Source organism: Devosia lacusdianchii (assembly GCF_022429625.1).
Taxonomy (GTDB): domain Bacteria; phylum Pseudomonadota; class Alphaproteobacteria; order Rhizobiales; family Devosiaceae; genus Devosia; species Devosia lacusdianchii.
Genome location: NZ_CP092483.1, coordinates 405,310 through 418,201, shown reverse-complemented (window position 1 = coordinate 418,201; position 12,892 = coordinate 405,310). Strand labels below are relative to the sequence as shown.

At 63.5% G+C, this 12,892-nt stretch carries 12 protein-coding genes; 3 read left to right on the top strand and 9 right to left on the bottom strand.

What is annotated here, in order from left to right; all coding sequences use genetic code 11:
• Nucleotides 1–39 precede the first annotated feature (39 nt).
• The 9 genes from MF606_RS02100 to MF606_RS02060 form a co-directional block, all read right to left on the bottom strand.
• Nucleotides 40–1,275 carry a metal-dependent hydrolase family protein gene (locus MF606_RS02100; RefSeq protein WP_240231949.1) on the bottom strand — a complete coding sequence of 412 codons (1,236 nt, stop codon included), beginning with the start codon at nt 1,273–1,275 and terminating at the stop codon, nt 40–42.
• Between the two features lie 8 nt (nt 1,276–1,283).
• Nucleotides 1,284–2,258: an ABC transporter ATP-binding protein gene (locus tag MF606_RS02095; RefSeq protein WP_240231948.1), complete on the bottom strand. Its 975-nt coding sequence runs from the start codon at nt 2,256–2,258 to the stop codon at nt 1,284–1,286.
• Nucleotides 2,248–3,252 (bottom strand): ABC transporter ATP-binding protein, encoded by a 1,005-nt coding sequence (locus MF606_RS02090; protein ID WP_240231947.1) that lies wholly within the window; start codon nt 3,250–3,252, stop codon nt 2,248–2,250. Before MF606_RS02090 ends, MF606_RS02095 begins: the two co-directional genes overlap by 11 nt.
• Nucleotides 3,253–3,308: 56 nt before the next feature.
• Complete coding sequence (locus MF606_RS02085) at nt 3,309–4,253, bottom strand: succinylglutamate desuccinylase/aspartoacylase family protein (RefSeq protein WP_240231946.1); 945 nt, start codon at nt 4,251–4,253, stop codon at nt 3,309–3,311.
• Nucleotides 4,254–4,268: 15 nt separating this feature from the next.
• Nucleotides 4,269–5,123: an ABC transporter permease gene (locus MF606_RS02080; protein ID WP_240231945.1), complete on the bottom strand. Its 855-nt coding sequence runs from the start codon at nt 5,121–5,123 to the stop codon at nt 4,269–4,271.
• A 5-nt stretch (nt 5,124–5,128) separates the two neighbouring features.
• Nucleotides 5,129–6,109, bottom strand: coding sequence for an ABC transporter permease (locus MF606_RS02075; protein ID WP_240231943.1), 981 nt, complete (start codon nt 6,107–6,109; stop codon nt 5,129–5,131).
• A 30-nt stretch (nt 6,110–6,139) separates the two neighbouring features.
• The gene (locus tag MF606_RS02070) at nt 6,140–7,312 is read right to left on the bottom strand and encodes a M24 family metallopeptidase (RefSeq protein WP_240231937.1); all 1,173 of its coding nucleotides are present in this window, start codon (nt 7,310–7,312) and stop codon (nt 6,140–6,142) included.
• 62 nt (nt 7,313–7,374) lie between these two features.
• Nucleotides 7,375–8,910: an ABC transporter substrate-binding protein gene (locus MF606_RS02065; RefSeq protein WP_240231935.1), complete on the bottom strand. Its 1,536-nt coding sequence runs from the start codon at nt 8,908–8,910 to the stop codon at nt 7,375–7,377.
• 15 nt (nt 8,911–8,925) lie between these two features.
• Complete coding sequence (locus MF606_RS02060; protein ID WP_240231933.1) at nt 8,926–9,981, bottom strand: GntR family transcriptional regulator; 1,056 nt, start codon at nt 9,979–9,981, stop codon at nt 8,926–8,928.
• Between the two features lie 219 nt (nt 9,982–10,200).
• Between MF606_RS02060 and MF606_RS02055 the strand changes: the two genes are divergently transcribed.
• From MF606_RS02055 to MF606_RS02045, 3 genes are read left to right on the top strand one after another with little or no spacing between them, the layout of a single operon-like run.
• Complete coding sequence (locus MF606_RS02055) at nt 10,201–11,181, top strand: aldo/keto reductase (protein ID WP_240231929.1); 981 nt, start codon at nt 10,201–10,203, stop codon at nt 11,179–11,181.
• Between the two features lie 11 nt (nt 11,182–11,192).
• Entirely contained in the window at nt 11,193–12,356 is a 1,164-nt protein-coding gene (locus tag MF606_RS02050) for a hypothetical protein (protein WP_240231927.1), read from the top strand.
• A 36-nt stretch (nt 12,357–12,392) separates the two neighbouring features.
• Nucleotides 12,393–12,866, top strand: a complete 474-nt coding sequence (locus MF606_RS02045) for a GAF domain-containing protein (protein WP_240231926.1) — start codon at nt 12,393–12,395, stop codon at nt 12,864–12,866.
• Nucleotides 12,867–12,892 lie beyond the last annotated feature (26 nt).

Genomic DNA, 12,892 nt, shown 5'->3' with positions numbered 1-12,892 from the left:
AGGGAACGTGGCGTTGAGCCATCTTGCGGCTTGGCAGGATCAGTTCAACCGGTTCTTGGCGAACTGACCGCGGGTCATGATCGCCGACATATGAGCGCCGTCGCCCTGCAACAGGGAAATGTCGCTCAGCGGATCGCCGTCGACAACCAAAAGGTCAGCGGAAGCGCCGGTAGCGATAACGCCGGCCTCACCCTCCAGCCGGCACAGCAGGGCACCGATCGTGGTGGCGGAGCGGATGATCTCAGGCGGGGTTAGCACCTTGGCGAGAAGCTCGAACTCCATGCAGTGATACTTGCGCAATTGGCCCAGCAGGTCGGAGCCGAAAGCCATGGGCAGGCCGGCATCGCGCATGATTTCGAGCGAGCGCAGACCGCCGCTGCGGACGGTTTCGATCTTGGCAAATTCGGCGGCGCCGAGACCGAGGGCTTCGCCTTCGATGGCGAGGGCATCGTAAGCGACCAAGGTGGGCACGGCGATACAGCCCTTGGCAGCAGCGGCACGAGCGGTTTCTGGCTCAATGAGGTTGCAGTGCTCGAGCGAATGCACGCCGAGTTCGACGCAGCGGCCAATGGCGCGATCGGTATAGACGTGGGCCGAGACATAGAGCCCCGCATTATCGGCTTCCTCGACCATGGCGAGGATTTCATCGCGCGAGTACTGGATGGAATGGATCGGGTCGTTGGGCGAGGATACGCCGCCATTGGCCATGACCTTGATGAAGTTGGCGCCCTCCTTGATCATGGTGCGACAGGCAGCACGCACATTGTCGACACCATCGACGATGAGGCCCATCGAACCGAGGCGATCGGAGAATATGCCCGGGCGGTCATCGGTCCGGGTGCGCAGATCGGCATGGCCGCCTGTCGTGGTCAGCCCCCTGCCGCAGATGACGAGGCGCGGTCCGGCAATGACGCCCTCGTTGACGGCCCGAACCAGGCCGTAATCGGCGCCGCCCAGATCGCGCAAAGTGGTGAAGCCCCGTAGCAGCGCCTCGTTCATCACACGGGCCGAACGCAGGGCGGCCAGCGACGACGGGGCCGTCATGTTGGACCAGAGGTCGAGCGTCTCGGCGACGACATGAACGTGGCAGTCGATGAGGCCCGGCATCAGGGTGCGGCCGCCAAGGGCGATCTCGACCGTGTCGGATGGCGCCACGACCGAGTTGCCGACGGCAACGATGCGATCACCGGTGACCAGCACATCGAGGCCGTCATAGAGAGCGCCTTCGTTCGCATCGAGAACGCGCCCACCGGTGAAGAGATAGCTCGACGTCATGCTTGGTCCTATTTGTGGTGGCAGGCGACGAGGCGGCCGTCGTCGCGCGCGGTCAGCTCGGGATCGACGCGCTTGCACAGATCCGTGGCGAGCGGGCAGCGGGTGTGGAAGGCACAGCCCGAGGGCTTCCTGGTCGCGCTCGGGATGTCGTCGTTGCTGGCGCTGAACTGGTGGCGATTGCGCGGATCGAGCGAAGGGGCCGAGCGCATCAGCAGTTCAGTATAGGGATGGGTCGGATTGGCGAAGAGCTTGGCCTTGGGCGCGATTTCGACGATGCGGCCCAGATACATGACGGCGACGCGGTGCGAGATGTATTCGACCACGCCCAGATCGTGCGAGACGGCCAGATAGGAAACGCCGAGATCGCGTTGCAGGTCACTTAGCAGGTTGAGGATCTGCGCCTGCACCGAGACGTCGAGGGCCGAAACCGGCTCGTCGCAGACGATGACGTCGGGCTTGAGCGCCAGGGCGCGGGCAATGCCGATGCGCTGGCGCTGACCACCGGAGAATTGGTGCGGGAAGTTCTCGGCCTGATCGGGCCGCAGGCCGACGCGCTCCATCAGCTCGGCGACACGATCCTTCCGCTCGGCCATGGTGCCGACCTTATGGATATCGAGCGGTGCGCGGATGATGTCGCGCACGCGCTGGCGCGGATTGAGCGACGAGAACGGGTCCTGGAACACGATCTGCATGCGGCGGCGGTAGCTCTTGAGCTGAGCGCGCCCAAAGCCGCGGATCGCCTGGCCGTCGAAATTGACCTGACCGCCGGTCGGCTTGACCAGTCCCATCAGCGCAAGGCCGGTCGTGGATTTGCCGCAGCCGCTTTCGCCAACAAGGCTCAGGGTTTCGCCGCGCCCTAGGGTGAAGCTTACGCCATCAACGGCCTTGACCGCGCCGACCTGGCGCTGGAGCACGCCGGCCCGAATGGGAAAGTGAACTTCGAGATTTTCGACGCTGAGGAGCGGTGCATTATCAGGCTGCATCATCATGCTCCCAGCAGGCGGCCCAGTGGCCGGGTCGTTTTTCTTCGAATGGCGGGCGTTCCTCTAGGCAACGGGCCGAGGCATTGGGGCAGCGCGGGGCAAAGGCGCAGCCTTTGGGCAAATCCCAGAGCGGGGGCACCGTGCCCGAAATATCGGACAGGCGATCACCTGCCTCGCTGGAAGCGCCGGGGCGCGGCACCGCGCCCATGAGCCCGATCGTATAGGGGTGGAAGGGTCGATCGAAGAGATCGAAGATGTTCGCCTCTTCGACGCGGCGGCCGGCATACATGACGATAACGCGGTCGGCGACTTCCGAGACGACGCCAAGGTCATGGGTGATGAGGATTTGCGCAGTGCCGAGGCGCTTCTGCAGGTCCGAGATCAGGCCCAGGATCTGAGCCTGGATGGTGACGTCGAGCGCCGTGGTGGGCTCGTCGGCAATGATGATCTTGGGATCACAGGCCAGCGCCAGCGCGATCATGGCGCGCTGGCGCATGCCGCCCGACAGCTCGTGCGGATACTGCCCGGCCCGACGTTCGGGATCGGGCATCTGCACCAGTTGCAGCGCTTCGATGGCGCGCTCATGTGCTTGCCGCCGACCGCACTTGCGGTGCTGGCGCACGGCCTCGGCAATCTGCTCGCCGATCTTGAGGACGGGATTGAGCGCCGTCAGTGGTTCCTGGAAGATCATGGCGATCTGCTCGCCGCGGAAATCCTCGACCTGGCGCTGGTCCATGCCGAGGAAATCCACGCCGTCGATCAGAATCTTGCCGGAGGCTACTTGGGCGGCCTCCGGCAGCAGCCGCAGCAATGACAGGGCAGTCATCGATTTACCGCAGCCGCTTTCCCCAACGATGCAGAGGGTTTCCCCGGCCCGCACCGTCAGGTTCATGTCGGAAACGACGGCGAATGAGCCGTTCGCGCCACGGATCTCGATATCGAGATCGGTGACCTGGAGAACGGGCGCCTGGTCGGCGTGCGGGAGGACACTCATCGTCGTCGTTTCCTTGCCTAGGGCAGCGCCGGCCATGCGGCGATGCCGATCCTTGCTTAGTCGGTCGCGCCTTCGAGATTGCCGACCATGTATGCGTAGTCGCCGCTCTGAACGAGGTTGCGGGTGAGGTGCTGCATGATCATCACGCCGTTGGCGAACGGGGTCTTGATCTCTTCGAGCACTTCGAAATTGTAGGGGCTGACAACGCGGCCGAGCAGCTGGTCGCCCTTGATGACCTCACCATTGGCCGGGGCCAGGGTTTCGATCCAACCGCCCTGGGCCGGGCGGATGCCGGCCAGTTCGTTGACGACAATCTGCTTGGGATTGGGCACGACGTCGCCGGGGATGACGCCTTTGGAGCGCAGCATGTTGAGCATGCCGTCGACGGTGCGCTTGATATAGGGCCGCTGGTCGACGATGCCCCCGCCGAGTTCGACCACGACGACCGGAATGTTGCGCTTGTCGATCGTTACCGACTTGGTGGTGCCGCCGAAAACGGTGCCCTGCTTGTTCTCGACCGGGCGGTAGAGCACCGTCGAACCGAAGGCGCGGGACAGCGGCTCGTCGTTCCAGATGTAGACATAGTCGACGGTCGGCCGGTCGGTGCCGCTATGCAGGTCGATATGGATGTCGATGACGTTGAAATATTGCTCGGTCAGGGCATGGGCGAGTTGCTGGCTATAGGTACCACGCGGGCTGCCGGGGAACTGGCGGTTCAGATCGACCTTGTCGATGGTGTTGAAGCGCTCATTGACCGCGAAGGCCTGCGGATTGGCGACCGGCAGCAGCAGGATGCGGCCCTTGAGCGGCATGTCCTTGAGGATATGGAACAGCTCGAGAATGGCCTGCGAGCCGGTATTTTCGTTGCCATGGATCGAGGCCGAAATGCCGATCGTGGGGCCATCTTCCTCGCCCACCAGCTCATGGATAAACAGGACGCCATCGCTGCCATCGGCATTGGTGGTGAACTTCGGACGAAGCTGGTTGATGGACTTTACCATTGCAATATTCCCTAGTTATTTGGCCTTGCCGGCCTTTGCCCCGCCGCGCGAGAGCTGGCGTGGATCGAGTACGTCCCTGAGGCCATCGCCCAGGAGGTTGAAGCCGAGCACGGTGACCATGATGGTCGCCCCGGCGATGATGGAGAGCCACGGCGCGTCGCGCATGAACTTGGTGCCGTAGGCCAGCGTCCAGCCCCAGGTGGGGGTCGGCGGCGGCAGGCCGAAGCCCAGGAAGCTCAGCGCCGATTCCGAGATGATGGCTGTACCCAGGCCGAGCGAGGCCAAGACGATGATCGGGCCCAGCGCGTTGGGCAGCACTTCCTTGAAGATGATGCGGGCCGGGCTGGCGCCGAGGGCGCGCGCCGCCTGCACATAGTTCTGCTCGCGCAGCACCAATGTGGTCGAACGGACCACGCGCGCGTATTCGGTCCAGGCCACCACAATAATGGCGAAGGACACGTTGAGCACGCCGGGGCCGAGCACTGCGACGATGGCCAGCGCCAGCACGATGGCCGGGAAGCCGAGGAAGATATCGGTGATCCGCATCAGGACCTGATCGACCCAGCCGCCGAAATAGCCGGCAACAAGGCCGACCACGGTGCCGATGACGGCTGAGCAGACCACAGAGATGATGGCGATGGTCAGCGAGATGCGGGCGCCGAAGACCAGGCGGGACCACAGGTCGCGGCCGAAATTGTCGGTGCCCAACAGATGTTCCACCGTCGGACCGGCAAAGCGATTGCGCATGTCCATCTGTTCTACGCCGTGGGTCGCCACATAGGGCGCGAAGATGGCGCAGAGAATGATGGCGAGGGAGATGACCAGCCCGACGACGAGGGAGGTATTCTGCAGGGCCTTGGGCAAACGCATGGACATCATCCGAGCCGGATGCGCGGATCGACCGCGGCATAGAGGAGGTCGACCACCAGATTGACCAGCGCAAAGACGATGGCGAAGGTCAGCACGATGCCCTGGATAAGCGGCAGGTCGCGCTGCGAGATGGCGGCGATGGTGAGTTGGCCGAGGCCAGGCCAGGCGAAGATGGATTCGGTGATGACAGCGCCGCCCAAGAGGGCTCCGAAGCGCAGCCCGATGACGCTCAGCACCGGCAACAGCGCATTGCGCAAAGCGTGGCGGACGACGACCCGACCTTTGCGCAAGCCCTTGGCATAGGCGGTGCGCACGAAGTCCTCGCGCAGCACTTCGAGCATGGAGGCACGCACCAGGCGCGAGATGATAGCGGCCGAATTGGCGGCCAGGGCCAAAGCCGGCAGCGCGATATGCGTCAGGGAATCCCAGAGCACGCCGGGTCGGCCGGTGACCGCGGCCAGCAGCGCTTCATGCAATGGGACGCCGCGGCCAATCGACGGCAGCCAGCCCAGCTGCACCGCGAATAGCAGCATCAGCAGCAAGCCCAGCCAATAGACCGGCATGGACACTCCGAGCTGGGCAAAGAGCATGGTGACGGTGTCGATCCACGAGCCCTGGCGAATGGCGGCAATGACGCCGAGCGTCAGGCCGATGATCGTCGCGAGCAACAGCGCCACGACGGCCAGTTCGATGGTGGCGCCGAGGCGGCCGAGAATGATCTCGGAGACCGGCTGGTTCTGGAAGATCGAGCGGCCCATATCGCCCTGCAGCAGTGCGGCGAAATAGTCCCAAAGCCGGATGTACCAGGGATCGTTGAGGCCCAGCGCATCACGCAAATTGGCGATGGCCTCGGGCGTAGCGTCCTGGCCGAGCAGTACCGAGGCCGGGTCGCCCGGGATCAGCAGCAGCAGGCCGAAGGTGACGACGACCATGCCGATGGCCATGGGGATGAGCAGCAGAAGCCGGCGGGCGATGTAGGCTATCATGGCGTCGGCTCCTTTCTATGCAGGTGGAGGTCAGGCAATGACAATCTCTTCGAGCTTGCGCGGGAACTTGGTCATGCTGTCGGGACCGGCATCGGTGACCAGCACGGTATCGGCGAGGCGGAAACCGCCCAGGCCGGGCACGTAGAGCGCGGGTTCGGACGAGCAGACCATGCCGGATAGGAGAATCGTGTCGTCGCCCCCTTCGACCCAGGGCGGCTCATGGAACATGACGCCCATGCCGTGGCCGACGCGGTGCAGACAGTACTGGCCCATGCCGGCATCGCGGATGAAGGCCAGCGCGCGATCATCGGCCGAGGCGCAGGTGGCGCCGGCGATGAGGCCCGCAGTGCCGATGGCCTGGGCCTCTTGCGCGATGTTGTAGAACTTTTCCTGTTCCTTGCTGGGTTCGCCCAGAATGAAGGTGCGCTCGCTTTCGGCGGCGCGGCCGCCGACACGGCACCCCAGCGACAGGATCATGCTCTCGCCGCGCTGTGGACGGTGGCCTGATGGCATGCCATGGGGAAAGGCCGAGCGCTCGCCGGAATAGACCAGCCCACCGGCAGTGCCCTGCACCAGCATGATATCGTCATGCTCGCGATACATGGTGTCGAGCGCGTGGCGGATGATGTGGGATTCGATCTCGATTTCAGTCGGCATCAGGCTGCCGGTGCGCAGGGCCTCGCCGATCAAGGCGACGCCGGCGCTGACCATGGAATCGGAGATACGGGCCGCCTCGCGCTGCAGCACCAGCTCTTCGGGACGTTTTGTAAGGCGCATATGGCCGACAATGCCGGATGGCTGCACGCGGGCATTGGGGAAGGCAGCGGCAATCTGGGGCACGCGGCCAAAGGAAATGCCGGGGGAATGGCCGATGACGCCGGTTATGTTGCCGAGGGTCCGCGCCAATACCGAGAAGGGGCGGTCGCGGCCGGGAAACTCGAAATAGACCACCAGCTCGGCCGCAACCTTCTGCTCCAGCGCGTGATGACGCTCGAGCTCAGGAACCAGCAGAAAGGCATCCGTCTGGGTCAGGGCGAAGACCACCGGACGTTCGGTGGTGTAGTGAGAAAAGCCGGTCGTGTAGATAACGTCATCATTGCTATCGAGCAGCAGCACGTCGATGCCGGTTTCGGCCATGCGGGCGCGGATGTCGCGGTGGACCGAGGCATAATAGTCGGCGCTGAGGCGCTGCGAGAAACTCATGGCGATGTCCTGGAAGTGTCGAAAGACCGGCCGGCGCAAAGCGCCGACCGGCAAGTTGACGGTCAGTCGGTAAAGCCGATGACGCCGCGGAGATTACCGCGCGGGGTGGCCTGGACTTCCACTGGAAGATCCTTGGCGTAGAACATCTGATAGCCCTGGGCTGAGATGACGTAATAGGGCAGCTCTTCGGCCAGAATGGTCGCGGCGTTCTGGTAGGCAGTGGTGCGGGCCGCCACGTCGAGGGTCGAACGGCCTTCCTGCAGCAGCGCATCGACTTCGGGATTGGAATACCCACCCCAGTTGGTCGGGCCGCCCGTGGTGAACTGGGCGAACATCAGGCGGTCAGGATCGACGATGTTGAGCCAGCCGAGCAATGCGATCTGGTGCATGCTCTTCTGCACGTAGTTGGTCGAGAATGACGGCCAGTCGGTGATCTGCGCCGTCGCCTTGACGCCGGCAGATTCGAAGATCGCCTGCAAGTACTCGACGCTCTGCACGCGGTTGGGATCTTCGCTGTGGGTCGACAGGGTCACGGCCAGATCGGCGCCATCCTTGTCGAGGATGCCGTCGGCATTGCTGTCGCTCCAGCCCAGTTCGTTGAACAGGGCGACGGCGCCTTCGATGTCGAAGGTCGGCTGCGAGATCGCGTCAGAGAAGGCCCAGGACGAGGGCAGGATGATCGAGTGGGCGACCTGGTCAACGCCCTGATAGATGTCGTTGACGATGGTGTCCTGGTCCACCAGCATGGCGAAGGCCTGCCGCATCTTGGGATCGGCCAGCAGCGGGTCCTTGGTATTGAAGTTCAGGTAATTGACGCCGAGGCCCGCCATGATGGCGTTACCGAAACGGTCGTCTGCCTTGAGACGCTCGATGTCCTGCGGCGACAATGGGGACTGGATAATATCCAGGTCGCCGGCTTCGAAGGCCTGGGCCCGGGCAGAATTGTCGCCGATGATCTTGATCGTGACCTGATCGACCTCGGGGGCGCCGCGCCAATAGGTATCGTTGGCCTCAAGTACGATTTCGCTGCCGCGGTTCCACGACACCATCTTCATCGGACCGGCACCGACCGGATTGAGGGCGATATCGGCGCCCCCCTCGACCAAGGCCTTGGAGACGATGCCGATATCGAGGTAGCTCAACAGCGGCGCGTAGGGAGCGTTCAGGGTGAACTTGACGGTCTGCGGGTCGACGGCTTCGACGGAAGCGATCGGCGTGTAAAGCGCGCGGGCCGGGGCGTTGAAGTCCGGATTGACCAGGGTGGTGAAGGTGAAGACCACGTCATCGGCGGTCAGCGGCGAGCCATCCGAAAAGGTCAGGCCTTCGCGCAGCTTGAAGATGAAGGTGGTCGGATCGGGATTTTCCCAGCTCTCGGCCAGGTCCGGAACCGCTTCCAGCGCCGGGGTGATATGGACGAGACCCGAATAGATCAGGTCGGCCGTACGCGACGCCGTGGTATCGCGGGTCAGGCGCGGGTCAAGCGTGCCGGCATCGACGTCGGCGCCGACCACGATGGCCTGGGTGTCCTGGGCCATGGTCATTGATGGCATCAGACTCAGCGCCACGATGGCGCTGGTGGTCAACAGAAAGTTCTTCATTGGCTGTTCCCTTGCTTAAACTTGCTCGGCACTCGGCTGGATCGCCGCGCCTGTCATTCCCTCGGCGACAGACCCCTCTGCGCCGGGCTCCTGCGTGATGCGCCGCTGCCGCAATGCGGTCAGATGCGGCACCAAGGTCGTATCCAGCGCACCCGGATCGGGGGCGTGGCGGTATTCGAAACACTGCACATTGCCCCGCACCAGATCGGCGATGTGATCGGCGCCGGAGGCGTAGATCACCACGTCGCATCCGCCGATGACCTCCCTGAGGTCCGGGGAGGTCGACCAGGTGACGCGGACGTCGGCAACATGGGGGGCAAATTCACGCACGCTGGGGCGCATGATGGCGATGTATTCCTGGAAGTGCGTCACAGCTGCCACCCGCATGCGCGGATCGAGTCCGGCCAGATTCTGCCGCGTGCGTTGGGATGGAATGAAGCGCAGGCCAAGCACATTGTCGGTGCCCACCAGCGCCCGCACCTCGGCCTCGCGATGCATGAAGGTCAGCACGACATCGGCGGCGAGGCAGGCATTGCGCTGCGGACCGGCGGCGCGCAGGCTTTCCAGCGTCACCAGCGTGATGCTGTCATTGGCGCCCAGCGCGGGACGTATTTGCTCGACATAGTCGCGGCCCGGGCCCTCGAAGATACAGACGAAGACGATGGTCAGCCCGACGCTGGGACGGCGCAACTGCGCTTGGGCGTTGATCATGGACACCAGCGCCATGGTCGAGACGCCCAGGGCCTCGGCCTTGCCAATGACCTTTTCGATATCGCCGCGCAGAGCATTGATCGGCTGGTCCTGATCGCCGGCGCTGTGGCGTTCGCGGGCGATAAAGGCCCCCAGTCCCTGGCGCATTTCGATCAGCCCCTCGTCGCGGAGCTGCTGATAGACCTGGCTGACCGTCATCGGCGCGATGCCGAGCTCGGCCGCCAATTGCCGTACCGACTGCAGCTTGGTGCCATAGGGCAGATCGCCAAATGCCAGCGTGTAGCTCAGCAGCCCATGTAGTTGCGTGCCCACCGGAACGGGCAGCGACTTGTCGATGCTGGAAGCGTCAATCGGGAACATGTGTGTGTTCTACCATGTCAGTACACCTCAACCGTAACAGCAGATTTTTTGAGCGCAATAGGGTATGAGGTTTTTTTGTACACTGTTTGCATTCGCTGCAAATGTGTGCAGAAATGCAGCTAAATCAGCCTGATACGGTTTCCATGACGGCCGATATCGAGCAAATCACCGTAAAATCTGGCCGCCGAGGCTTTGGCGAAATTTCTCGAAGGTGTTCTAATGGACTATATCAATCTCGGTCGTACCGGCCTCAAAATCTCGCGGCTGGCGCTCGGGTGCATGACCTTCGGTTCGTCCAAATGGGCGCCGTGGGTGCTCGATGAAGAGGCGTCTCGCCCCATCATCGAAAAGGCGGTCGATCTCGGCATCAATTTCTTCGACCTGGCGGACATGTACTCGCTAGGTGCCAGCGAAGAAGTCGTGGCGCGCGTGCTGTCGCCGCTGCCACGCCACAAGCTGGTGCTCGCCACCAAGCTCTACAATCCGATGAGCGCGGACCCCAACGACCGGGGCCTGTCGCGCAAGCATATCTTCGAGGCAGTCGACGGCAGCCTTAAGCGCCTGGGCACCGACTATATCGACCTCTACCAGTTGCATCGCTTCGACTATGAAACGCCGCTGGAAGAGACACTGGATGCGCTCAACGACGTGGTTCGGGCCGGCAAGGTACGCTATCTCGGCGCCTCCTCGATGCATGCCTGGCAGTTCATGAAGGCGCTCGGCATGCAGCGCGCCAATGGCTGGGCGCCGTTTGTGTCGATGCAGCCGCACTACAACCTGATCTATCGCGAGGAAGAGCGTGAAATGTTGCCGCTCTGCCGCGAGGAAGGCATTGGCGTGATCCCGTGGAGCCCTCTCGCCCGCGGTCGCCTGGCTGGTCGCAGCGGCGACGCTGCCGAAGCCACCACCCGCTCGCAGACCGACAAGACCGCCAGTGCGCTCTACGATCGCTCCAAGGCGCAGGACGACGCCGTGGTCGCTGCCGTGCGCCAGGTCGCGGAGCGTCATGGACGGCCGCCGGCGCAGATCGCCTATGCCTGGGTCGCCACCCGTCCCGGCATCACCGCCCCGATCGTGGGCATTTCCAAGCTGCATCAGTTCGATGATGCCGTCGCCGCGCTCGATGTGAAGCTGAGCGCCGAGGACGTGGCGCTGATGGAGGCGCCATATGAACCCAAGCCGGTCGCCGGCCACCAATAGGAGTTTTGGCCATGCTGATTGGCAATGAACTGGCAGGCCTGACGGCCGGTATCGACGCGCTCTACCGCAGCACGCCCCGCAGCGACGGCTTTCTGGACAAGGAGGGCCTGATTCCAGTCGCCATGGCCGAGGTCGAGCCGATCAGGCTGCGCGACTATGCCGAAGCCCGTGCACGGCTCGAAGCGCTGGCGGCGCGGAATGCCGCCGAGGCAGAATCCGAGTTGCGTGGTGACTACGTCGCCGAGATGATCGACTCGCTGCTGGCGCTGGTGACCACGTTCGAGGAAAAGCCGATCAGCTTTGCCGAGCGAGTCGCCCGGCAAATCCGGGTGACGACCCAGCTCGTGCCGGATAGCGAGCTGGAAGGCTACCGCCAGATCATCCGCGAGAAGCTCGATGAACTTGGCTATACCGGAGGCAGCCTCGCCGAAGATTTCAATCGCTGGGAAGCCCAGGCGCGCGTGCCCAAGGAAGCCGTTCTCGCCGAACTCAAGGCGCTGATCCTTGAGGGCCGCGAGCGGGTGACGGCGACCATGTATCCCATGTCGCATGAATGGATGGAGCCCGAGGGCGTCACGGCCGTGCCGTTCTCGGCCTATTGCGATTACCCGACACGGAAGGTGCTCCTGAACCTCGATTTTCCTTACACGCGCTTCTCCCTCAAGCATCTGGCGACGCATGAAGTGTTCCCAGGGCATCTGGTGCACATGAACCTGCGCGAACGCTATGTCGCCGAGGGCAAGATGCCGCTCGACGGCGCGCAGGTGGTGACGAGTTCGGCGAGCAGCGCACTATTCGAGGGCATCGCCGACAATGGCATGTTCTTCCTTGATTGGGTCGATGGCCCCGAGGACGAGCTGGGCGTTGCATTGCAGCGCCTGCGCAGCGCCATGCGCTGCAATGCCGCCTGGATGATGCACGCACGGGGCATGACCCTCGATGAGATCGTTCCGGTCATGGCCGACAAGGCCCTGCAGGATCCAGTGGCGGCACGCTCGCGCCTCGCCTTCCTCAGCCACAACCTGCGGGCGCCCTTCGTCTATGCCTATTACGGTGGCGACATAGCGGTGCACCAGGTCTGGAAAACCGTGCCGAAGGAGCGGCGCTCCGAGTTCTGGCACTATCTCTACGGCAACATGCATACGCCGGCGACGCTGGCGAAATACTGGGCCTAGCGCGGGATGGTTGCCCCTGTCCTCAGAGACGACTTCATGCGCCAGGTGCGCCGCGCGGACGTCACCGGCGCGGAGCTGATGCATGCGGTCGCGGCGATGATCCGCACCGATATCGGCACGAAACTGCTCACCGCATCGCTGTTCGACATGGACCGCGGAGAGATGAGTCGTGTCTATTCCGACAATCTCGATGCCTATCCACTCGCAGGGATCAAGCCGATCCCAGACAGCAAGTGGACCGATATCGTGCTCAAGCAGCACATGGTCTATGCCGCGCTCACCATCGAAGAGGTTGCCGAGATCTTCTTCGACTGGCGCCTGATCCAATCGCTGGGCTGCGAATCCAGCGCCAATATCCCGGTGGTCGTCGCCGGCAAGGCGATCGGTGCATTCAACCTGCTGCACGAGGCCGGCTACTACTCCGCCGAACGGCTGGCGCCGGTGGACGCGATCCTGCCCTATGCAACCATTGCGTTTCAGTTTCTGGCGGGGGCGCCCAGCGACGCCTAGGTGTCGCGTGGACCGGCCACGCTTTG